Source organism: Lelliottia nimipressuralis (assembly GCF_041464075.1).
GTDB lineage: Bacteria > Pseudomonadota > Gammaproteobacteria > Enterobacterales > Enterobacteriaceae > Enterobacter > Enterobacter nimipressuralis.
Genome location: NZ_CP167172.1, coordinates 2,458,371 through 2,480,047, shown reverse-complemented (window position 1 = coordinate 2,480,047; position 21,677 = coordinate 2,458,371). Strand labels below are relative to the sequence as shown.

At 50.3% G+C, this 21,677-nt stretch carries 33 protein-coding genes; 31 read left to right on the top strand and 2 right to left on the bottom strand.

Annotated elements, in window-relative coordinates; translation table 11 throughout:
* The first annotated feature begins 65 nt into the window (after nucleotides 1–65).
* From ACB496_RS11705 to ACB496_RS11635, 15 genes are all read left to right on the top strand, one after another.
* Nucleotides 66–965: a replication protein gene (locus ACB496_RS11705; RefSeq protein ID WP_371972596.1), complete on the top strand. Its 900-nt coding sequence runs from the start codon at nucleotides 66–68 to the stop codon at nucleotides 963–965.
* Entirely contained in the window at nucleotides 962–1,651 is a 690-nt protein-coding gene (locus tag ACB496_RS11700) for a replication protein P (RefSeq protein WP_371972595.1), read from the top strand. The genes ACB496_RS11705 and ACB496_RS11700 overlap by 4 nt, the downstream gene beginning before the upstream one ends.
* A gap of 261 nt (nucleotides 1,652–1,912) precedes the next feature.
* On the top strand, nucleotides 1,913–2,824 hold the full coding sequence (locus ACB496_RS11695) for a hypothetical protein (protein WP_371972594.1): 912 nt from the start codon (nucleotides 1,913–1,915) through the stop codon (nucleotides 2,822–2,824).
* On the top strand, nucleotides 2,817–3,302 hold the full coding sequence (locus ACB496_RS11690) for a hypothetical protein (RefSeq protein WP_371972593.1): 486 nt from the start codon (nucleotides 2,817–2,819) through the stop codon (nucleotides 3,300–3,302). Before ACB496_RS11695 ends, ACB496_RS11690 begins: the two co-directional genes overlap by 8 nt.
* 119 nt (nucleotides 3,303–3,421) lie before the next feature.
* The gene (locus ACB496_RS11685; RefSeq protein WP_371972592.1) at nucleotides 3,422–4,045 is read left to right on the top strand and encodes a hypothetical protein; all 624 of its coding nucleotides are present in this window, start codon (nucleotides 3,422–3,424) and stop codon (nucleotides 4,043–4,045) included.
* A 179-nt stretch (nucleotides 4,046–4,224) separates the two neighbouring features.
* Nucleotides 4,225–4,680, top strand: coding sequence for a YbcN family protein (locus ACB496_RS11680; RefSeq protein WP_371972591.1), 456 nt, complete (start codon nucleotides 4,225–4,227; stop codon nucleotides 4,678–4,680).
* Nucleotides 4,680–4,850, top strand: coding sequence for a NinE family protein (locus tag ACB496_RS11675; protein WP_371972590.1), 171 nt, complete (start codon nucleotides 4,680–4,682; stop codon nucleotides 4,848–4,850). The genes ACB496_RS11680 and ACB496_RS11675 overlap by 1 nt, the downstream gene beginning before the upstream one ends.
* On the top strand, nucleotides 4,843–5,133 hold the full coding sequence (locus ACB496_RS11670) for a DUF1364 domain-containing protein (RefSeq protein WP_371972589.1): 291 nt from the start codon (nucleotides 4,843–4,845) through the stop codon (nucleotides 5,131–5,133). Before ACB496_RS11675 ends, ACB496_RS11670 begins: the two co-directional genes overlap by 8 nt.
* Nucleotides 5,130–5,489 carry a RusA family crossover junction endodeoxyribonuclease gene (locus ACB496_RS11665; RefSeq protein ID WP_371972588.1) on the top strand — a complete coding sequence of 120 codons (360 nt, stop codon included), beginning with the start codon at nucleotides 5,130–5,132 and terminating at the stop codon, nucleotides 5,487–5,489. Before ACB496_RS11670 ends, ACB496_RS11665 begins: the two co-directional genes overlap by 4 nt.
* Before the next feature lie 109 nt (nucleotides 5,490–5,598).
* A complete protein-coding gene (locus ACB496_RS11660; RefSeq protein WP_371972587.1) occupies nucleotides 5,599–6,288 on the top strand; it encodes a bacteriophage antitermination protein Q in 690 nt (229 codons plus the stop codon).
* 409 nt (nucleotides 6,289–6,697) lie between these two features.
* On the top strand, nucleotides 6,698–6,922 hold the full coding sequence (locus ACB496_RS11655) for a class II holin family protein (RefSeq protein ID WP_371972586.1): 225 nt from the start codon (nucleotides 6,698–6,700) through the stop codon (nucleotides 6,920–6,922).
* Entirely contained in the window at nucleotides 6,900–7,394 is a 495-nt protein-coding gene (locus tag ACB496_RS11650) for a lysozyme (protein WP_371972585.1), read from the top strand. The genes ACB496_RS11655 and ACB496_RS11650 overlap by 23 nt, the downstream gene beginning before the upstream one ends.
* Nucleotides 7,391–7,768 carry a DUF2570 domain-containing protein gene (locus ACB496_RS11645; RefSeq protein WP_371972584.1) on the top strand — a complete coding sequence of 126 codons (378 nt, stop codon included), beginning with the start codon at nucleotides 7,391–7,393 and terminating at the stop codon, nucleotides 7,766–7,768. The genes ACB496_RS11650 and ACB496_RS11645 overlap by 4 nt, the downstream gene beginning before the upstream one ends.
* A gap of 482 nt (nucleotides 7,769–8,250) precedes the next feature.
* Entirely contained in the window at nucleotides 8,251–9,006 is a 756-nt protein-coding gene (locus ACB496_RS11640) for a hypothetical protein (protein ID WP_371972583.1), read from the top strand.
* A complete protein-coding gene (locus ACB496_RS11635; RefSeq protein ID WP_371975230.1) occupies nucleotides 8,985–9,212 on the top strand; it encodes a hypothetical protein in 228 nt (75 codons plus the stop codon). The genes ACB496_RS11640 and ACB496_RS11635 overlap by 22 nt, the downstream gene beginning before the upstream one ends.
* 12 nt (nucleotides 9,213–9,224) lie before the next feature.
* Here the strand turns inward: ACB496_RS11635 and ACB496_RS11630 are convergent, their stop codons facing one another.
* Nucleotides 9,225–9,464: a DUF6953 family protein gene (locus tag ACB496_RS11630; protein ID WP_371975229.1), complete on the bottom strand. Its 240-nt coding sequence runs from the start codon at nucleotides 9,462–9,464 to the stop codon at nucleotides 9,225–9,227.
* A 44-nt stretch (nucleotides 9,465–9,508) separates the two neighbouring features.
* On the bottom strand, nucleotides 9,509–9,727 hold the full coding sequence (locus tag ACB496_RS11625; protein WP_048988198.1) for a DUF2158 domain-containing protein: 219 nt from the start codon (nucleotides 9,725–9,727) through the stop codon (nucleotides 9,509–9,511).
* Between the two features lie 28 nt (nucleotides 9,728–9,755).
* Here ACB496_RS11625 and ACB496_RS11620 point away from each other — a divergent pair, with 28 nt between their 5' ends.
* The 16 genes from ACB496_RS11620 (at nucleotide 9,756) to ACB496_RS11545 (ending at nucleotide 21,672) form a co-directional block, all read left to right on the top strand.
* The gene (locus ACB496_RS11620; RefSeq protein WP_371972582.1) at nucleotides 9,756–10,319 is read left to right on the top strand and encodes a terminase small subunit; all 564 of its coding nucleotides are present in this window, start codon (nucleotides 9,756–9,758) and stop codon (nucleotides 10,317–10,319) included.
* Nucleotides 10,316–11,863 (top strand): terminase, encoded by a 1,548-nt coding sequence (locus ACB496_RS11615; RefSeq protein WP_371972581.1) that lies wholly within the window; start codon nucleotides 10,316–10,318, stop codon nucleotides 11,861–11,863. Before ACB496_RS11620 ends, ACB496_RS11615 begins: the two co-directional genes overlap by 4 nt.
* Nucleotides 11,864–11,874: 11 nt before the next feature.
* Nucleotides 11,875–13,323: a DUF1073 domain-containing protein gene (locus tag ACB496_RS11610; RefSeq protein WP_371972580.1), complete on the top strand. Its 1,449-nt coding sequence runs from the start codon at nucleotides 11,875–11,877 to the stop codon at nucleotides 13,321–13,323.
* Nucleotides 13,268–14,257 carry a phage minor head protein gene (locus ACB496_RS11605; protein ID WP_371972579.1) on the top strand — a complete coding sequence of 330 codons (990 nt, stop codon included), beginning with the start codon at nucleotides 13,268–13,270 and terminating at the stop codon, nucleotides 14,255–14,257. Before ACB496_RS11610 ends, ACB496_RS11605 begins: the two co-directional genes overlap by 56 nt.
* Before the next feature lie 33 nt (nucleotides 14,258–14,290).
* A complete protein-coding gene (locus ACB496_RS11600) occupies nucleotides 14,291–14,929 on the top strand; it encodes a hypothetical protein (RefSeq protein ID WP_371972578.1) in 639 nt (212 codons plus the stop codon).
* A 52-nt stretch (nucleotides 14,930–14,981) separates the two neighbouring features.
* Nucleotides 14,982–16,175 (top strand): DUF2213 domain-containing protein, encoded by a 1,194-nt coding sequence (locus ACB496_RS11595; RefSeq protein WP_371972577.1) that lies wholly within the window; start codon nucleotides 14,982–14,984, stop codon nucleotides 16,173–16,175.
* 3 nt (nucleotides 16,176–16,178) lie between these two features.
* On the top strand, nucleotides 16,179–16,619 hold the full coding sequence (locus ACB496_RS11590) for a hypothetical protein (protein ID WP_371972576.1): 441 nt from the start codon (nucleotides 16,179–16,181) through the stop codon (nucleotides 16,617–16,619).
* 11 nt (nucleotides 16,620–16,630) lie between these two features.
* A complete protein-coding gene (locus ACB496_RS11585) occupies nucleotides 16,631–17,707 on the top strand; it encodes a major capsid protein (RefSeq protein ID WP_371972575.1) in 1,077 nt (358 codons plus the stop codon).
* 9 nt (nucleotides 17,708–17,716) lie between these two features.
* Nucleotides 17,717–18,118 carry a hypothetical protein gene (locus tag ACB496_RS11580; protein ID WP_371972574.1) on the top strand — a complete coding sequence of 134 codons (402 nt, stop codon included), beginning with the start codon at nucleotides 17,717–17,719 and terminating at the stop codon, nucleotides 18,116–18,118.
* Nucleotides 18,119–18,120: 2 nt separating this feature from the next.
* Nucleotides 18,121–18,501, top strand: coding sequence for a hypothetical protein (locus ACB496_RS11575; protein WP_371972573.1), 381 nt, complete (start codon nucleotides 18,121–18,123; stop codon nucleotides 18,499–18,501).
* Nucleotides 18,502–18,673: 172 nt separating this feature from the next.
* Complete coding sequence (locus tag ACB496_RS11570; protein ID WP_371972571.1) at nucleotides 18,674–19,024, top strand: hypothetical protein; 351 nt, start codon at nucleotides 18,674–18,676, stop codon at nucleotides 19,022–19,024.
* Between the two features lie 36 nt (nucleotides 19,025–19,060).
* On the top strand, nucleotides 19,061–19,234 hold the full coding sequence (locus ACB496_RS11565; protein WP_310988167.1) for a hypothetical protein: 174 nt from the start codon (nucleotides 19,061–19,063) through the stop codon (nucleotides 19,232–19,234).
* A gap of 58 nt (nucleotides 19,235–19,292) precedes the next feature.
* Entirely contained in the window at nucleotides 19,293–19,757 is a 465-nt protein-coding gene (locus tag ACB496_RS11560; protein WP_371972570.1) for an HK97 gp10 family phage protein, read from the top strand.
* Complete coding sequence (locus tag ACB496_RS11555; protein ID WP_371972569.1) at nucleotides 19,754–20,137, top strand: hypothetical protein; 384 nt, start codon at nucleotides 19,754–19,756, stop codon at nucleotides 20,135–20,137. The genes ACB496_RS11560 and ACB496_RS11555 overlap by 4 nt, the downstream gene beginning before the upstream one ends.
* 62 nt (nucleotides 20,138–20,199) lie before the next feature.
* Entirely contained in the window at nucleotides 20,200–20,943 is a 744-nt protein-coding gene (locus ACB496_RS11550; protein ID WP_371972568.1) for a phage tail tube protein, read from the top strand.
* A gap of 57 nt (nucleotides 20,944–21,000) precedes the next feature.
* A complete protein-coding gene (locus tag ACB496_RS11545; RefSeq protein ID WP_371972567.1) occupies nucleotides 21,001–21,672 on the top strand; it encodes a DUF6246 family protein in 672 nt (223 codons plus the stop codon).
* The last annotated feature ends 5 nt before the right edge of the window (nucleotides 21,673–21,677 follow it).

Genomic DNA, 21,677 nt, shown 5'->3' with positions numbered 1-21,677 from the left:
GCCCTTGAAGCGGTAACTTCAAAGGCCTTCCAAACACTGTGTTACGCCAAGTAACGGGAGTAATTATGGCAAACACCGCCAAAGTAATCAAATTCCCTGCGCAACAACCGGCGCAGCAGGAGAATCGCATGGCAGATCTGGAAAATGGCTATCTTCGCCTTGCTAACCAGATTCAGGATGCCCTGTGTTTCGTAGAGCTTTCTGGGCGCGAGTTCCGCGTGCTGAATGCTATTGTTCGCCTGACGTATGGCTGGTCCAAGAAAGAGGACCGGATCACCAACAGTCTCATTGCAGATAAAACCAGACTGGCCGTTAAGCACGTTTCTGAAGCTGTGCTCAGCCTGGCTTATCGCAACATCATTAAGATGCGCAGAATCGGGCAGACACGTTACATCGGGATCAACACGTTCCTGGATAGCTGGGCTTACACAAAGCCAAAATGTGCAAAGTGCCCGGTCAGTTTCCCGGTCGCTGAAGTTGTAACGCAGGTTATTACCATCCCTGAAATCGGGGATAGCAAAATCACCCCACAAACCATCCCTGAAAACAGGGATAACAATCCCCAAAAACAGGGAGAGGTATCCCTGAAAACAGGGAACACCAAAGACATTCTTCCAAAGACAAATATAAAACCTAATACCCCCTCTAATCCCCCAAGGGGGAAGGACAAGTTTGATCCGCTTAGTGTTGACGTTCCTGAGTGGCTAAATCAAACCGCCTGGCAGGAATGGGTTGCTTACCGCAAACAGTCTGGCAAGCCGATCAAAACTGAGCTGACCGTCACGAAGGCATTCAAGCTGCTGAAAGAGTGCCTGGAAGACGGACACAACCCGGTCGACGTGATCAACACCAGTATTGCGAACGGTTACCAGGGACTTTTTAAGCCGAAGTTCGCTGTCAAAACAGCCACCAAGCCGGATCTTGACTTCAACAACACTGACTGGGCCTATGAGGTGATGCGATGAAATCTCTTGCAGAGCAGATGCGTAACCACGACCGCGAGCAGATGAGCCGCATGGCCCATAACCTGCCAGAGCAGTACCAGGATCGCGCACCGGTCGAGCAGGTGGCGCAGGTATTCAACAAGCTGTTCAACGAGCTGCGCGCCGCGTTCCCGGCCAGCATGGCGAACTTCCGCACCCAGGAAGACCTGAACGAATTCCGCCGTCAGTGGCTGCTGGCGTTTCAGGAGAACGGGATCCACTCAATGGCTCAGGTCGATGCCGGTATGCGTATTGCCCGCCGACAGGAGCGACCATTCCTGCCTTCTCCGGGTCAGTTTGTCTCCTGGTGCAAGCAGAGCGGCGGGGTGCTTGGTATCACCGTTGACCAGGTGATCGCCGAATACTGGGACTGGCGTAACCGTTCGTTCGAATTTACATCCAGCGAGCAATTCCCTTGGTCTCAGCCGGTCATGTACCACATCTGCGTCGAACTGCGTCACCGCAGCACAGAGCGCCAGTTGACGCATGGTGAGCTTGCACGCGAGGCGGGTGATCTGCTGGATATGTGGGAGAAGCGCGTCACCGATGGCAAGCCAGTGCCGCCGGTACGCCGGGCAATTTCCGCACCGGCTACCGAGCACGGGCCGACGCCGATCCAGTTGCTGCAGGCCAAATACAACCGCAATAAGTCGAACGGGATGGTGTGAGATGAGCATGACTGTTCGAACTCAGTTGAGAGTGGTTATATATGTCTTTAAGGATATAGTTCACTTGCTTGCTGAGAAAAGACGTTATACTCTTCAAAAGGATTGTAGAACTATGGAATTTAACAATTAGCAAATACTGCTATGTACGTAAGAGTTACTTACAGCTTTCGTAGAATACATTATTTTTTATTTTTTTTACTGTTATTTTCCTTGTTATTAACTTTGGGTTCGGAATGCAATTAATATTTAATGGGGGTTTTTTTGGAATTTCATTTTGCATTTTGGAATTGTGCGATTTCACCTCCTGGTGTAAAAAATAAGTGCGCGATTGAAAATATAGCTGAGGCCGTGGAAGTCATATCAGACCTTTTTAATACAAAAGGGATTTCATTTTTAGCTTTATGTGAAGTAAACAACGAGTCATTTTTATGTATAAAAAACTCTCTTGACGCTATTGGCTTATTCTTGGATGCTGAATTTATGCCTGACAAAACAGATAATGGCGCAGAATTTGATATAGGATATTTTTTTAATCCAGAGAAAGTTATTGTTGAAACAGGTGTTGCCCATACGGCAAGGTTAGGAACTTCTATAGTAAAAGTAGCTCAACAGTTATTGATTTTTATTAATGATGATTTCTCTAATGTTGTCAATGTTTTTATCTCGCATTGGCCTAGTCGGCTTAGGAAAATAGCTGATGATTTTAGGGAGGAATGCTCAAAAGGTTTGCGGCTTAATGTTGAAAATTATATTGGTAATGGCAAGCAAGTTATATTAATGGGGGATTATAATGATGAACCTTACTCCCAAAGTTTATTTAAAAATATACATGCAACAAACGACCGAACTTTAGTGCTTTCAGAGCCCACTTATTGGTTATACAATCCTTTTTGGAAAGCTCTTTCCGCAAGGACACCTTTCACATTTGATGAACATCAACATGATTTAGGAACCTGTTACAGTAAAGCAGGTAATCGCAACAATTGGTCTACGTTCGATCAAATTATCTTTTCTGGACACTTTTTACATACGGGGCCCTGGTTTCTCAAGGAGTCAGAAACAGGAGTCGTTTTGACCGACAAAATCCGCACTGCCATAATGGATAATAAGAGTTTCATCGATCACATGCCAGTGATCGGCTGTATATGTAAGAGAGGGGGGGGAAATGTTTAATTTTAAAGAGCTTATAAAAACAGGCATGGATCATGCGAGCCAAGTTGAGGCGAATCGTCAAAGCGTCGAAAGTGTTTTTGCTTCGCTAAATGGTGAGCTATCAGCGGAGACAGATGGTCTTTTCACTATTGCAAGATTTGAAAAAAAAATTAGCCCTCTCATTGAATTTGCCAGGAGCTATACCATGAAGGAGCAAGATGGGGAACTAGCTCTTGATAATAAGGGCCGTTCCGGCACGTTAAATGTCCTTCTTAAAAATGGCTTGAATGCCTCAATAGCACGCTGGGAGCAAGCTCCTGATGGGTATCCCTTTACTATTGAGTTCATGGGAGAGAGAACTGATTGCTGGGATCAAGAGGCACTAGTTGAGGCGTTAGGAAAAATAATTGTCTCAGGACAGTTATGGCTGAAGGTTAAGGAATTGCAGAAAAAAGAGATTCGTAAACCACAGGACTCATCACCCGGGATTGGACTTTAATAAGATGAACCAGAAAAAATGGGTAGGGTGAGTATTTACTTAAAATTATTAAGAAATCAAACAGTACCCTAAAATTTGCCAAGCGTAGCTCTGCAAGTTTGATTATAGGAGTAAAATAAGTGACTGAAGAATTTACTTATAACGTCAAAATTGAGCACGACTTTGGGTTCTTCTTGGACCCAAAACATTATGCCCCTTTGCTGAGTGTAAATGATGAGTCTGCTGTTCTTACTAAATTATCGCTCATACTCGAAAACTTTCTTGTTGTTTACATCGACAATGTACGCGATCCAGAAACTAGCAAGTATGTTTACGCATCAAGAAAGTATTTCGCACCTAAACTTGAGTTATGCGTAGCACTTGGTCTACCGGTTCCTCTAGCAGATGTCATGTCCGCCATCAATTCTTTAAGAAATCAATATGCACACGACATACAGAGGGTTATGACAACAGAGGATGTAGATAAGATTGAGAGATTGCTGAGTAATATTACGCCAGAATTGGTTAATTTTTATGACGCGATGAATTTGTCATCTATAACTCCACTTTTTGTTGATGGGATAAAGAGCCTCCAGTTTATGAGGGAGTTGCCTTTTGCAACTCCAGATAAGCAAAGGATGAGCGCTCGTTTAGTCGCAATATCTTATGCGTTGTCTAATTTCTGTGCATTTTTCCTCATTAATAAATTAGCAAGCAAAGGGATTTTTAAGTCAACAAGGGTAGAGGCCGCAGATCAAGATTAACTTTGATTTTCCATAATCATCCCGCCATAATTAAGTCATCGGAGCCTGAACAACTCCGGTGACTTCTGCGCATTTAAGGGGACTTAAATGCGACCACAATCTGAACTCCTCACTTTGTCACAGATGCAGAAATGCACCTGCGATTTTCTGCATTCTGCGGTTTCTATTATGGAGGCCGTATGACTCTGCCAGTAGACGGCATCAAACTCCATCGCGGTAACTTCGCGGCCATCGGCCAGCAGATTCAGCCATTGCTGGATGCCGGGCAATGCTTTCGCTTGCAGGTTAAGCCGTGGCGCGAGAAGCGAAGCCTGTCTCAGAATAGCCTTTCACATTTGTGGTATGGCGAAATCAGCGAATACCTCATTGCCCGCGGCAAGACCTTCGCTAAGCCTGAGTGGGTCAAAGACGCGATGAAGCACACCTATCTCGGCTACGAAAGCAAAGACCGCGTAGACGTCGTGTCCGGGGAGGTAACCACGGTCCAATCCCTCCGCCACACCGCCGATCTGGAAACCGGCGAGATGTACATCTTCCTGTGCAAAGTCGAAGCCTGGGCGATGAACATCGGCTGTCACCTGACCATTCCGCAGAGTTGTGAATATCAGCGGCTGCGCGATAAGCAGGAGGCCTGATGTCGACTCCACTTTCCCGCGTCATCAACAACGAAATCTTCCGCGTTCCGGCACGCCGCCAGCGTAAGTCAGCGGTTAAGCCGTCCGACATCCCGACTCTGAAAGGCTATACCGCCAGCCTGGTAGATCAGAAATGGCTGCGTCTCGCGGCGCGGAGGGCACATGGCTAATTTATGCAAGGCGGCACGCGGTCGCGAATGTCAGGTACGCATCCCAGGCGTGTGCAACGGCAATCCTGAGACATCTGTACTGGCTCATATCCGCCTGGCGGGGCTGTGCGGAACAGGATTCAAGCCGCCTGACCTGATCGCCACCATCGCATGCAGCAACTGCCACGACGAGATTGATCGCCGTACGCGTCTGGTCGATGCCGAATATGCAAAGGAGTGCGCGCTGGAAGGCATGGCTCGCACGCAGGTTATCTGGCTGAAAGAGGGGCTCGTGAAAGTATGAATATTTACGATATCACGCCCGTCAGCAAGCCTCGCATGATTCAACGGGACAGGTGGGTAAAACGTCCGGCCACAGCAGCATATTGGGCTTTCAAAGCCGAAGTGCGCCTGCTCGGGATCCGTCTGCCTGAATCCGGTTATCACGTCACCTTCATCATTCCCATGCCAAAAAGCTGGAGCCAGAAGAAGCGAGCGCAACTCAACGGCCAGGCTCATCAGCAGAAACCGGATAAAGACAACCTGGAAAAAGCGTTACTCGATGCCATTTTCGACGACGACAGCCGCGTCTGGGATGGCCGGGTGACAAAACTTTGGGGAGAGAAGGGGCTGATCATTATTGGGGAGTGCGCGCCGTGACCAGAGACGAGATAACCCGATACCAGACAGAAAGCGTCAAGCGCGCCAGCATGACTCCAATAGCAAAGCACAGCCAGACCAAAACAAACCAGCCACAGAAGGAAGCCGCATGAACAGTCAGCAACTGGAATACGTACGTCAGCAGCTCATTGTGGCGACCGCAGATCTGAGCGGAGCGACGAAAGGGCAACTGGTAGCTTTCGCTGAGAATGCAATGTTTGAAGCTACCCCGCGCAGCCGGTCAAGAAAGAAAGTGGCTGATCCGGTAACTGGTCGCATGGTTAACCCATCAAGTCCGCCGATCCCCGGACATCAGTCACGCGCTAAAGGTTCGCATATCCCGCTCGTGAACCACGTCGAGTATTGCACCGCATCATGGCGTCGTGCGGTCCTGTCTCTGGACGAGCATCAAAAGGCCTGGTTGCTCTGGAACTACAGCGAGAACAACCGATTCGAATATCAGGTGGCGATCACTCAATGGGCATGGGCTGAGTTCAAAGCACATATGGGCGCAAAGAAGGTGGCGGGGAAGACGCTGGACCGTCTCAAGGCTCTAATCTGGCTGGCGGCGCAGGACGTGAAAGCAGAGCTGGGCGGGAGAGAGACATACGAATACCAAAAGCTGGCGGAATTGGTAGGCGTGGCTAAATCGACGTGGACGGAGACATACCTTCCTCACTGGCTGGCAATGCGCAGCGGGTTTTCTCGGCTCGATAGCGGAGCACTTATCTCAGCAACGCGATCACGTTCACAACAAAAGGCGGCAAGTTTAGAAGTAAGTCTTGCAAAACCGAACTGAAAGTGCTATGTTTCATGTAAATCTGATATCGTCGCCATAGCTTCGTAGGTCGACAAAGAGTTAACAGCCTCGCAATCGTGCGGGGCTTTTTATTTGAACAAAAGAGATATCCCTAGCTTTATAAGGAAGACGAAAATAGCGATATCGATAATCATGTGAATAATTCGATCCACCATGTCCGGATTCTTATTAATTCTGTACCTGCCACGTCTACGTCTGCCCATTTTGATCTCCTTTAAGGGATTTATCGGCAATGATGTGAAGAAACTTTATTCAAAGGCTCACTTATGTGGGCCTTTTTTTATTTCAGGTCCCGGGAACCATCATTAATACGGCCACTTGTTAAATCATCCTGAGTGCCTGACCCTTTTCAAACACACAGCACCCGCTAACAACGCGAGGTGAGAGCATGTATCGCATGGAAAAAATAACCACTGGTGCTGCGTATGGCGCTTCAGCCGGGAGCATCCTAAACGGCATGCTTAACGCCTACAGTCCTGAGCAGTGGAACGCCATTGGCGTACTCGTAGGTATTGTCATTGCCGTGCTGACATACCTGACCAATCTCTACTTCAAGATCCGCGAAGATAATCGCCGTAACCGGAGCCATCATGAACCCGACACTCAGGAATAAACTGGTGAGCGCGATTGTCGGCGGTTCAGGTGCAATTACCATCGCCGCCGTAATGCTGGGCAATGCTGATGGTCTGGAAGGTCGCCGGTACTACCCGTATCAGGATGTAGTGGGTGTGTGGACAGTGTGCGATGGTCATACCGGTAGCGATATCCGCCGTGGTCACCGTTACACCGACAAAGAGTGCGACAACCTGCTTAAGGCAGATCTGCGAAAGGTGGCAAACGCCATAAACCCGCTGATCAAGGTTCGCATCCCTGAGCCAACCCGCGCCGCGCTTTACTCCTTCACCTATAACGTTGGCTCTGGTGCTTTTGCCAGCTCCACGCTACTAAAGAAGCTGAACGCCGGTGATGTTCCGGGTGCATGCAAAGAACTGCAGCGCTGGACGTATGCAGGTGGCAAGCAGTGGAAGGGGTTGATTACCCGACGCGAGATTGAGCGCGAAGTCTGCGAGTGGGGCCAGAAATGAGCCGATTAACTGCAATCATCTGCGCTGTCGTTATCTGCCTGCTGGTTTCGCTGGTCTGGGCGATTAACCACTACCGCGACAACGCAATCACCTACAAAGACCAGCGCGATAAAGCGACGGTCAGGGCAGACACATCAGAGGCGATCACCAACAACGTTATCACCACGATGAACCTCATCCGTGAAATTTCACAGGCTACCCAGAATGCAAAGAACGAACTGGCCAAAAAAGGCGAAACGCGCATTGTCTACATCAGGCAGGCGCTTGAAGGCGATCCGTGCGCTAACCAGCCTGTTCCTGCTGCAGATGCTGACAGCCTGCGGGAATATGCACACAGTTTACGTTCCGGCCCCGGTGGTGCCGATAAGCGCTGACCTGACCGCAGACACACCGATCCCCGCAATAGTGGTTCCGTTCACATGGCAGGCTAGTCTGGAGTTAAACGCTCAACTATATACCGCGCTTGGGAAGTGCAATCTGGATAAGGCTGCTATAAGAAGAATTGAAAAAGGAAGGGAGTTCTAAGTTTATCCTGCTAAATGCCTTATTGTTTTTCTTAGATAGAATCTACTCAATTATGAGACGGCTGATAAAGAAATTGGCGCTAGCTACTGCCATATGGTACAAGATAAACCAAGAGCCGCTAAAAGATCCAGAATATTACTCATTGCTTGATTCCTACTATGGACAGGGATTATACGAAATTGAGATAGGGAATTAAGCAACTTCAACACCCTCCGTGCGGTTGTTATTGCCAATTGTGATGTCATGAATGTATGATTCAGCTAACTACTGTAATTTTTAATGTCGGTTTTTGCGATATTATTTATTTGTCCGGCTTATCGAGGGTGATAAAATGCGTTTGATTGAAAAGGATGGTTATATATTGGCTGTTTTTACTGGGCTTTTATATCTGATGGCTTTTTTTAATATTCTTGCCAAGGCCAATTTTTATAATGTCCCGCTAGAAATGATGAGCTTTGATTTCTTTCAATTGACTCGTGCAGCTATTTCCATTTTGATGTTTTTATTAGGTGTGGTACTTAGTGTGCTGATTGTGCTTTGGCTATCAACTGCTAAGTCACGAAAATCAAAATTCTTATATTTCGTGTTGATGGTTTTTTTAGTTCCGTTGTTGTTTTTCTTCTATTTGAATAAGGAGAATGAAACAGCTTCGTATATTATGTCGGCTTTATTGATGTTCATATCTATAACAATGTTTTTTGTAACAACTAAGTTTCGTCAAATTGATTTTGTGTCAGAGTTTATTAATTCTGATTACAAGGATTTTCTTTCTCTTGTTAGAGTTAAGATATTTTTGTTTGGTTTGGTGTTTTCTATTCTGATTATCACTACATACGTATCATCATATGCTAATGCTAAATGGAATAGTAATTATGATGTTTTTACTAAGGGGGGGGATTACGCACTGATAAATGCGTCCGCTGATAGTGTTATAGTGAAGAAAGTGATTAATAAAAAATTAAGTGATGGGTTTTACATTTTTAAGATTGAAGATCTAAATAATGTGGAAGTGAGGAATAGGGACATCCGTGAACTACCTCGAAATGACTCGACACAGTCAACAGAATTGCCTGCTGGTTTTCTGTAAAAAAATCTACTGCCGGGGAAATCACGCTCACTACCCAAACAGGCGAAAGCTTCACGGGCAAAATGTCACGCCGTCAGCCTGATCTGGTTAATGGATTTGCGCCGCTGGCGACGGAGACGGGCGAGTGGCTGTACTTCGCTCCTTGCGACGTAAAGCGCGTGGAGTTCACACCTATGACTGATAGTGATGAAGAGAAGGGCGAATGATCGCCCTAATTGTTAACCGCGTGCTTCTCGACCTTCTTCGTCTTCAGGTACGCGGTATCGCCAGTATTTGTCTGGCTTAACCCAAACGACATCTTCCCTGCTATCAACTCGAAACTTATTAATCACTTTGGTTGATAATGCTTGGTTGCCATCCGCATTTTCTTTGAGATGCTGCTCGTTATTTTCTTTAACGAGATAATCAACAACGTCTTGTTGATACAGGCACCCTTCCGTTTGAAGTTTCAGCAGCATCCACTCTGAAACCCGATCGACAGACAGCTTCTGCACGTTTGGGCTTATTGCTTTGGGTTTGTTGTAGTCAATGATTCTTCAGGGAAATTTCCATGCTCAAGTTTCTTTCCTGCAAACCATTGGCATTTATAGTTACCACGGAACTCATTGCTACCAGATTTGTATTCAATCAGCGGCTCAGCGACTGACATACTCGGACTGCCAGTAACCAAATAAACAATATCACCAATTTTGAATTTTGGTTTACGTGCATTGCTGGTCATAAAACATCCTTTTTCAAAAGAGACAATAATGGCACTCACCGACAAACAAGAAATGTTCTGTCGCGAGTACCTCATCGATTTAAATGCCACGCAAGCGGCTATTCGGGCGGGGTACAGCGATAATACCGCCCGGAAGATTGGTAGTGAGAACCTCACAAAACCAGACATCCAGACGAGAATCGCCGAACTAAAAGCGCAACGCAATGATCTGGTAGGCATAAATGCGACATACGTCCTGAATCGTCTCGTTGAGATTGACCAGATGGACGTGCTCGATATCCTCACCTCGACCGGTGAACTAAAGGCTGTAGCTGATTGGCCCAAAGTATGGCGAACGACCCTGTCAGGCATGGAAGTCATGGAGATGGCATCTGAAGGTAATGCAGCTGCGCTACTCAAAAAGATTAAGTGGCCAGACAAGGTGAAGAACCTCGAATTACTCGGCAAGCATATCAGCGTCCAGGCGTTCAAAGAGCAGGTTGAGCAGAATGTCACAGCGACTCACAACATCATGCCAGTGCCTTCATGCACAAGCGTTGATGACTGGGAGGCGGAAGCGCAGAAACAGCAGAGCGAGGTTTTAGGTGGATGAATTACAAAGCCGTCTGGAAACCTTTGCCGGGGTCGCAGTCACTGTCCCTGAGCTGCCCATGCAACGAGATACTGTATGAAGGCACTCGCGGCCCAGGTAAGACTGCCGCGCAGTTAGCAAGGTTTCGTCGCAACGTAGGCATTGGCTACGGCTCGTTCTGGCGTGGCGTGATATTCGATACCGAGTACAAAAACCTCACCGACATCATCACTCAGTCCAAGCGTATGTATCGCCTGTTTAACGATGGTGCTCGGTATTTGGCATCAGCAAGCGAATTGCGCTGGGTATGGCCCACAGGTGAAGAGTTGCTTTTCCGGTTCGGCAAAGAGGAGAGCGACTACTGGGATTATCACGGTCAGGAGTTCCCGTTCATCGGATTCAACGAACTGACCAAGCAGCAGTCTCCCGAATTCTACGAGATGATGTTCTCTTGCCGTCGCTCATCCTTCCGGCCTGATGACTACCCATTGGAAGACGGCACCATTATCAAGCCGATCCCACTGGAGACCTTCAGCACGACCAACCCGTTTGGCATAGGTCACACCTGGGTGAAGAAGCGCTTCATTGAACCAGCGCCGCGCGGAACCATCATTCGCGAAACTCAGAAGGTGTTTAACCCGCAGACGGAGCGAGAAGAGGACGTAACGCTAACCCGCGTAGCTATTCATGGTTCGTTCAAAGAGAACCCGTATCTCGACCCGCAATACATCGCCACATTGATGAGCATTAAAGACCCTAACCGACGTAAAGCGTGGGTTGAAGGTTCATGGGATGTGACGAGTGGTGGACGCTTTGACCATCTATGGAACGAAGCTCTACACGTTATTAAGCCATTCACAATCCCTGAAAGCTGGACGGTTGACCGCTCTCACGACTGGGGTGAGTCGAAACCATTCGCAAACTTGTGGTGGGCGCAGTCTGATGGCACCGAAGCAACACTTCCAGATGGCCGTAAGTTCTGTCCGCCTACCGGTTCATTGATTCTGATTGGTGAGTGGTACGGCTGCCCACCTGATGAGCTGAACAAAGGCCTGAATATGTCATCTACCAACGTTGCTAAAGGTGTGGCGTGGGTTGACAAGCGCCTAATGGGTGAAGAGGTCGACGAACCAGAAGAGACGCAGGGTAAAGGGCAGATGCACATCGTGCCAGGCATATGCAGCAACGTTATCCCCGGCCCTGCTGATGGTGCGATATTCAACACCGGTGACAACGAGCTATCCATTGCTCAGAAGATGGAAGCTCAGGGCGTTACGTGGTTACCGGCAGACAAGAAGCCCGGCTCACGCATCAACGGGGCATCGCTATTTGCTGACATGCTTGAGGCCGTGATTGAAGGCAAGAAAACAGAATCAGGCATGCCTGAAAAACCAGCGTTCTACGTCATGGAGCACTGCCGGGGCTGGATAAGCCGCATACCGGTACTGGTTCGCGATGATAAGAAGCCTGATGACGTAGACACCACGCAGGAAGATCACGACTTCGACGCAACACGATATCGAGTACTGCACTCGCCGAAGAAAGTCGGCGCAATCTTCTTCTAAGGAGCTCATCAGTGAGTGAACAAAATAGCGAGGTTCAATTCCTCGTCAATGCCCTCGCTGATCAAATCGCGGTGGGTCGCCAGCGCATGCTTTATGCGCATGGGCCAAACGGTAATACCAAGCGCACCAAGCTGTGGGACGAGTTCGGTTATCCAGAGTCAGTTAACTTTGATAACTACTATCGAGCGTATGAGCGTAACGCTGTGGCCCATGCAGCAGTGCATAAGCTCCTTGATTCATGCTGGACAGATAACCCGACGATCATTGACGGTGCGGAAAAAGACGAAGCCGAGGAGACCACTGATTGGGAAGAATCAACAACCAAGCTGCTCAGTAAGCATTGGGCGAAGTTGAAAGATGCCGACCGCCGCAACCTTGTGGGCCGATACTCTGCTGTCCTGCTGCAAATCAAAGATGGTCGTGAGTGGTATCAGCCAGTTGACAAGAATGTCGTCAAGGCTCTCGGCGATAAAGCGCTCATTAAGCTAATCCCTGCATGGGAAGCACAGATTAAGCCTGGCAACTTCGACATCGATACACAGTCCGACACCTACGGGCAGCCAGTTAGCTACAACTTCAACGAGCAGCCTGTTGGGGATGATGGCACATACGGGAGCGTGCGGAGCGTTACAGTCCATCCTGACCGGGTGATCATCCTGTGTGAAGGTTCAGAGGATGAGAACATGCTTGCCGGTGTTCCTCTGCTCCGCGCTGGCTTCAACAAGCTGCTCGACATTGAGAAAACATCCGGTGGCAGCGCAGAGGGCTTCCTGAAGAATGCCAGTCGTCAGTTGGCAATGGAGTTTGACGCTACTACCGAGGTATCAAATCTCGTCAAACAGGCCAAAGAGGCAGGGTATGACTCTCTTGCTGAGGCAATGAATGACAAGGTGAGGAAGCTTAACAGCGGTACGGATTCAGCACTTGCTATGCAGGCTGGTAAAGCCAGCGTTCTTTCAGTCGCAGCGGCAGATCCGACACCCACATGGACGGCTGCAGCTAACGAGTTCTCAGCTTCCATTCAATGCCCATTCACCATCCAGTTTGGTCAGCAAACCGGTCGACTGGCATCAGATGAAGACAAGAACGAGTGGGCCAAGCGCTGCAACGGTCGTCGCTGGGGGTTCCTTACTGACTACATTACCCGCGTGATTGAAAGGTTCTGGTCGCTGGGTATCATCGAGCCGCCAACTAATGGTGAGGTGTCTTTGGTCTGGTCTGACTTACTCGCTCCGAGTGAGAAAGAGAAGATCGCCAACATGCTATCAATGGCTGACGTTGCCTACAAAACCCAGCAGGCGTATGGCACACCTGCAGTGGATGAAAACGAAGTCCGCGCAGTTGGTGAGCTTGAGCCACGCAAGGAAGTTGATATCCCTGACCCAGATAAAAAGGTGACCACCGATGATCCTCTCAACCCAAAAGATGAGAGTCGGGACGCCGATCGTACCGCGCAATAAATCAGACCCCACTCAGTCATCCAGGCAGGTCAGCAGGATGTTCAGAGATATCGAAGACCGGTATCTGAACATTAAGCGACGCCTGAAGGATTTATTCGACCTGAGACTGACTGGCCGCCAGCGGGAAACCAATGGCGAGCGGTCATGGATGATGTGCAACAACGAAGATTCAGAGCCATCGCTCTACCAGGTGAACGCTGGTACATACATCTACGACATGACGGCTGCACAGATGGCTGACCTGTTGCAGGTGGTCCAGGCAATACTGGATGACGAGTTGCTTGAGGGGGGGCCTCAGAATCTTTGGGCTATGGATTACGTCACCGCAGAGTTTGAGCGTGGCACGTTAAGCGGATACACCAATCTCTCGGTACAGTCTCCGGTTTACGCCAGCCAGACGTCATTACAGCAGCTTCTGTCCAGCCCGGCATATCAGAACCAGATAGCCAGCGCCTACATCAGCACGTACAGCGACTGGAAGGGTATCAGCGACGCAGCACGAGCAGACCTGGCAAACGTCATTGCCGACTCTATTGGTCGCGGCATTAACCCGCGTGAGACGGCCAGCATAGTTAGCAAGCGTCTCGATGTGAGCATGTCGAAGGCGAAGACCATCGCTCAGACTGAGCAGGTCGGCGCGCTGCGGCAGGCGCAATGGAACGAAACGGACTGGGCTGCCGACAGGCTGGGGCTGAATACCGGACTGATGTGGCTGTCAGCGCTCAAGCCAACGACACGCTCATGGCACGCCAGCCGTCACGGCTTGGTCTATACCACAGAAGAGGGGCGGGACTTCTACGCCGAGAATGGCAACCGGTACAACTGCTACTGCAGCCAGATCCCGGTGCTGCTAAACGACGACGGCAGCATCTTCAATGAGGGATTACAGAATAAGCTAATCAATGAACAAAGGGCTTGGAAAAAAAATAGCTGAAAGCTAAATTATCCCCTTTGTAATGGAGGGGGTATGAGTAAACGGATTGATAGTACTAGGTTTATCTATCACTGGATCAAGGCCGAGCCTTTTGAAAAGATAAAAGAAACGGATTATGAGACTGCTTTCGAGGTCCTCTTGGACATTATTCGCGATGGCGCGCTAAAAAGCGGGGATCCGTACAAGACGGGCTACAAATCTTGTATTTGTTTTACAGAGTCCCCAGAGTATTTCATGCACACTGACAGATCTAAGTATCAACCGTTTGGTGTGAAATACCTGAAAGACTATGTTTTCGCGCAGGGTGGTAGGACTGTTATTTATACGCCTTTGAGAGAGAGGAAATTACTTCATGATGATCTCGTATGGCGTTATATGCTTCATGATCCAATAACCATCTCAGATGAACGTCCTCATGGAGTCGATTTCACGTGGGAAAGAGAGTGGAGATTGCCTGCTGAGGAACTGAGTATTCTGGACGCATACAGCATTATCGTTCCAGATAGTAGTTACATAGATAGATTAATTAAAATTACAGATAGTTGGCTAGATGATAATGCTCATGAAGAGTACATAAGAAGTTATGGTCGTTTTGAAGACCCAGATCCTGGATTCCAAGATTACATTGACGACATTAGAGCAATGTTAACAACACCTGATTCCATATTTTAGGTCGCTTAGGCGGCCTTTTTTATTGCCTGAAATCCACCAATGAGGACCCTGCATGAAACGCAACCGCGTTAACGTGCTGACCGTCGTCAACTCCGCTTCAAACATCACCACTGAAACCATCGACGGCAAGCCACATATCGTGGTTCGCGGCATCACGCCTGTCGTGGACGATATCGTGATGAACCGGAAGTTGTACCCGGCAGCAGAAATCGAAAAGGCCTACAACACGCTTGAGCGTAACCCGATGCCGCTGGGCCACCCGAAGGTGGACGGTAAGCATGTTTCGGCGCGCGACGTCCAGGCGGTGAATGAATACCACGTAGGGGCATGGCTACAGAACGTCAACCATAAAGACGGCAAAGTGACTGGCGATATGTACGTCAACCGCCAGTACGCCGAATCCAGCGAGAAGGGCAAGCGCCTGATTAACCGTCTGGATGAAATGCTGGCGGGCACCAACTCCGACCCGATCCACATCTCAACCGGCCTGCTTTATTCCGGTATCGCCGCCAATGGCGAGTCGAAGGGTAAGAAGTACGACGAGATCGCCACCAACATGAATTTCGACCATGTAGCCGTTCTGCTTGATGAGCCTGGCGCAGGTACTCCGGGAGAAGGGGTGGGCATCTTCGTAAACGCTGAAGGAGACGAGGTCGAAATTGAGGTCGTCAATCTCGAGGAGTCCGGCTGCACCGACCCGCAAGACCCATCATTCAAAACATTTTTCAACCAGCTAAAGGCGTTTTTCAGCGCCAACAGCGACTCAACCCAAAAGGAAACAGACCCGATGAAAGAACTCATCGTCAATGCGCTGAAGGCCAAAGGCAAATCGGTTGACGGCAAAACCGATGCCGAACTGATGGACGCATACAACCAGATGCTGGCAGAAAACGCAGACAGCAAAGAAGAAACGCCTGAAGAGAAGGCAGCCCGTGAGAAGAAAGAGGCTGACGACAAGAAGGCGAAAGAGCAGGCCAGCAACAGTGAAGAGATGCCAGTCTGGGCGAAAACTCTCTCCGATCAAGTTGCTGCTCTCAACAGCCAGATTAGCGCAGGCGCAGAAACTGAGAAGGCCAGCATGCGCACAGCGGTAAAAGCCAAGTTTAGCATGACTGATCTAGCAGTTAACGCACTGGACGGCGAGCCGCTTAAAGAGTTGTTTGCTCAATGCCAGACATCAACCGGCTTGAATGGTGCGTTCCGCCAGGTCAATTCCTCAGAATCAGTCAGCGAAATGCCGGAGTAAAAAATGGCTAAAGATGGAAAACACGTAATTCACGCAGGCGGTATCTTCGCAAACCCACAGCTTCACCGTGAAGGTGCCGCTGCTGCCGATACGCCGCCGGGCACGATTGGTTTCTTTGACAACACAACGAAGAAATTCACCGCGTCAGTGGATGGGAACGAAGCTGCGATCCTCTACGTCGCCAACTATGACTATCTGCGTTGCAAAACCGTAGACGACGTCATTAAGGCTGGCGACTGGGTAGTTGCTTTCCACCCAACACCTGGCGTTTTCTTCAACGTCCCGGCGGCGGCAGGCACTTACACAAAAGGACAGCCCCTTTCGATTGCCAACGGTCGCGTTAAAGCCGTAGGCGCTGATGAATCGGTCCGCTGCTTCGTAGAAGAAGACCACGCATACACCATTTCGACAGCAGGCCAGCTCCTGCGCGTTGTCATTAAATAAGGAGCACCTGAATGTTTGCATTCTCAACTAAACAGGCGACCGAAACAGGAAACCTCGAAGCCAACATGGCTCAATTCAACGAGCTGAAGTTCGCGCGTAACTCAAGCGCTCAGGCCGTGGCTGACTTCTTCGCTCGTACCCGTGTGCGCGGAGAAGCGGCAAATGCCCCGGCTCTTGACGCGGTAAATGCAGTCGACGACATCCGCCGGCTGTACAAAGCGTATGACCAGACCGTGCTGAAACAGTTTGAGCCGAATACCGAATTCACGCTGCTGAACGATCTGATGCCGCTGTCTCGCTCTGTTCGTCTGGAAGAGTCTGTGTACGAATACGCTCGCACTGGCGGCCGTGGCTGGGCACACACTTCCATGTCCGGTCAGATTGGCGCGGCGCTGGATGCGAAGTCTTACACCTTCGATGGCACCATGGTGCCGATCCACGATAGCGGTTTTAAATTCAACTGGCGCGATCCGGTCTTTAACAAAGGCTCTGCGCTGTCATCCCTGGCTGACGCTCAGGCCGGTTCTGTCGATGATGTTCGTCGTCAGTATGTCGACTATATCTGGGAAGGCTTCCGCGATGCCGCTGGCAACTACATCAAATTCGATGACAAGACCTGGAAGGGATTGCGTCACGATGAGCGTGTAGCGCAGGTTACGCTGACCGTTAACTTCGCAACCAGCACTGACCCGAAAGCAATGCGCGCGGCGGCGATCGCCCTGCGTGACGTCCTTAAACTGCAAAACATGCAGTACGGGCAACAGACCTGGTACGTCTCCAGCGAAATCATGTCTAACTGGGAGCAGTATTTCGATGTGAACTCTCTTCGCACCGTGCTGGAGGAGATTTCCAAGCTGTCTGGCATTGCAGCAATCAAAGAAGATGCTGAGTTGACCGGCAACGAAATCGTAATTGTGCCGCTGCAGGCTGGCGTTATTGCTCCTATCGTCGGCCAGGCGTTCGGTACCGTCGCTGATCCGCGTCAGTTCTACAACTCAGATTACGTCTGGCGCACCTGGGGTGCTGCTGGCCTCATGGTCAAGCAGGACATCAACGGTCACTACTCTGTAATTCACGCTTCGAGCTAAGGAAACAACATGGCACTCGTAAAGGTATTAGTAGCAAACCTCTTTGCCGGTGCCAGCCTTCAAAAGCTGGAGGCTGGACAGGTTTATGACGTTGATGACTCGATCGCGGAAAAGTGGATTGAGCAGGGGAAGGTTGAGAAATCTACTGAGAAGAAGGGTGAAAAGCTCGTATTCGAAGTGGCGACTACATCTGCTCCGGTGTCGTCTGGCGCTTCCGATTTGCAGGCAAAACTCAATGAGGCTCTGGCTCAACTGGAACAGGCTAGATCTGAAATTGAGGCTAAGGATAAAGAGCATGCCGGGGTGATTGAGCAGCTGAAACAGGAAAGTGCAGTTAAGTGGGGCGCAGAAAAAAAACGCGCCGACGAGGCTGAAGCGGCACTGGCAGCATCAGGCAAAAAGGATAAGTAACTATGGCGGTAGTGCAGATAACAGCCGAGCAGGTAAAGCAGCAGCTATCTGCACTCGGTTACTCAATTCCGGAGTTCATGATCGACGCTTACCTGTGCAAACTGGACAGCATTCAGGAGTGCATGGAGGCGTCTGGCTATGATGAGTGCGACGTAATCCTGATTCAGGTATATGCCGTCACCTTAATGGCGCTGACAGCCTACAGCCAGCGCATTAAATCACAGTCAGCGCCTTCAGGGGCGTCGCGTTCGTTTGAGTACAGCGGCGATGTAACGAGCATGCGCGATGCTCTGCTGGCACTTGATACTTCCGGTTGCACGTCAGCTCTACCGATTGATGTCGGCAGCAGCGTTGGATTCTTTGATGTTGTCGGGGGCTGTTGATTACTTACAAATTAGTGACAGAAGGCGTACCAAAGCCGCTTGTTCGTGTGTGGGTCCAAACCGACACCGGGCGGGAGACTACCGGCTACGTCAAATCGGACGGTGAGTGGTTCATCAACTGCCCACGTATCCGGGCTACGGGCGCGAAGGTGCTGCGCTGGAAGGAGGGCTGATGTCATCGGTAGCGAACTGGTCATACACCGCAACGGCGACTATATGGCGCAAGCTGGAAGGCAATGACGAATACGGTGACCCGCTGGGTTATGCAGAACCTGAGCAAATCCTCTGTGACTACGAGGGCGGACTCAGCAAGAAATTAGCCAGTTTGGGTGCCGAAATCGTCGTGAAGAATACCGTCTGGGCGGAGTTTGCGCTGGCGGCCGCTGGTGATTATTTGCTGATTGGCGTTTCGACCGAAGCGGACCCGGTTGTGGCCGGTGCCGACGAGGTGCGGCAGGTTATCCGTTATGCCGACACGTTCGAGCGCCTGGCGGATGATTACGCCATCCTGACGGGAGTATGATAAAGTCTTCTAAACCCATCTGTTTGAGAGGCATTCATGTCTGAAGTCAGCGGTTACAACACTGGTAATTTCACTCCAGAGTCAGCGGGAGTAGTTGCGGATAAGCTGAATGAAATTGCTGAGCTAATTCGCAATGACCCATCTCTTCTCATTCAGTTGGAATGGAAAGAGTCAGAGGACTCGAAAGAAATCAGCATCACCTATAAGTAGAACAGTAAATAATCAGAAAGGTCGCCACGGCGGCCTTTTTTATTGCCTGGAGAAAGCCATGGGCATCAAAGTGAAGGGCATCAGCCAGGCAAAAAAGCACCTGAACGATGTCATCAACGACGTTAAGGGGCGCAAAGTAATTCGCGCGCTGCAGTCGGCGATGATTCTCATTGGTGCCCGGGCAGCCTATTACACCCCGATCGACACCTCCACGCTGATTAACAGCCAGTTTCGGGAAATCGACGCTGGCGGCGTGCTTATAACCGGGCGTATCGGTTACTCAGCCAACTATGCTGCCTACGTACATGAGGCATCAGGCAAACTGAAAGGCCAGCCGCGAGCGCACTTCGGCGTCACCAGCAACCGCTCTGAGTTCGGCCCGCAGAAGCCGAAAGAGTTCGGTGGCGGCACCGGAAAGGGCAACTACTGGGATCCGCATGGTGAACCGCAATTCCTGACCAAAGGCGCGAATGATGAGCGCGGTAACGTTGACGCGGTAATGCGCAAGGAGCTTTCGCTATGACACCGATGATGCACGAGAGGGTGCGCAACATGTTCGGCGACGCCGGGCTAACGACTGGTTTCACGGTGCAGCAGTTGATGTACGACGACCCGGGCGACTTTTCGAAGGCGATCATGGTGTTCAGGCCAAACGGCGGCTCGAATATCCGAACCGATATCGGATCCGAATACCACGTCCTGGTCGACGTCATCGGCGCGAAAGATAAGCGCAAAGACGCACTAAGCGCCGTGCAGCGTATTGTCGATTATGTCCAGGCCAACCCCATGGCTGACGAGTGTGTCGGCTACATCCAGAACATGGGCGCAATTCCAGCGCCGGTGCTCACAGAAGAAGGGCGAATAGTCTTCCGACTCCAGTTCGCCTGCACTTACGGCGAATAGCCTTCCCAACCAAATAACCCGCTCCGGCGGGTTTTCTTTTATACGTCAAAGAGGAGTTTCACATGGCTAATTGCCAGAACTCGAACGAGCGCCTGTTCGGCGGTGCGGTCGTGCTGGAAGTCGCCGATGGCTGCCCGGATGCTAAACCAGATGAAGCAGACTGGAAGGCGCTGGCAGCAGGTACATCTAAGGGCTTCGACTTCAACCCGAACTCGGTTACCTCTGATGCGGATGACGGCGGCGGCTTTGTCGAAACCATCATCACCAACAGTGACTTTACCCTGAGCTTTGAAGGTGAAGTGCGTAAGAAGGACAAGCTGGACCAGTACGGTGTCGGCAAGTTCATCAAGTATTTCGCTGACGAGCTTAAGGCCAAGCGCCAGCCTGGTATCTGGGTTCGCATGGACTACGGCCCGGTCGAATTCATCGGCTACATGAACATCACGGCTCTGAGCTCAGATGGTGGAACCAACGACATCGTAACGTTCTCAACCGAGTTCAAAGTGGGTGATGCGAGCACCATTGAAGTGAACGTAACCACTGCAGTCGCGGTGACTGGAGTGACGGTAACCCCGGCTACCAGCACTGGCGCGGCGGGCGGTACCAGCACCTTCACTGTGAATATCGCTCCAACCGGCGCAACCAACAAAGACTTCACCGTTGCATCAACCGATCCAACCAAAGCCACTGCCACCGCCTCCGGCACCACCGTTACGGTGAACCGCGTCGCCACCGGCAGCGCGCAGATCATCATCAACACCGAAGACGGCAACTTTGTGGCCGTACATACGGTAACCGTTACTTAACGGACATTCCAAAGGGTGGCGTGCTGCCCTTGACAATGACCGTTTACTGGAAGGCTTATGACCGCTTTAACTGATATTGGCGAACTCTCTGTTAGCGACAGCCGCACCGACGGAAAAGACTACCTGCTAAGACCTTCCTTCGCGGCTATGACACGGATTGGCACTCCGGAAGAGATTGTGCAGTCGTACTCCACTATACATGGCAATGAAGTCGCCCAACTCATCGATTTCTGTGCTGGCACGCTGGGGCGCGTTCCTGAATGGCTCTCACCATCATTCAACCGCGCCGCTGAAAAGCTGTTATCAACTTGCATGCTGGTACTGCAGGCGTGTTGCGATGACGACCTGACGCCAATGATCGGAGAGTGGAAAGGGTGGCGGCATTGTGTGGTCTACCGCCCGGGCCAGATGCCGAAGAACGACATCATCGTGCTGGCACAGCATCTCATGCAACACGGCGTTGTAGGCAAAGCAAAGGTTCGCCAGCTGCAGCGCCACGAAACAGGCGAGCGAACCACTGAATTCAAAGCCTTCGACTACATCAGCGCGGCACGCAGCCACTTTGGCATGAATCGCGCTGAAGCATCGCAGTTAACGATGACCGAGTTCCAGATGTTGCTGGCGGCGAAATATCCGGACCAGAAAGGCTTCACTCGCGATGAGTACGACAGCATTGCTGACGATTATCTGAAGAAACAAGCCGCGCGTCGGGCGAAGGCAGGAAAATAACCGGA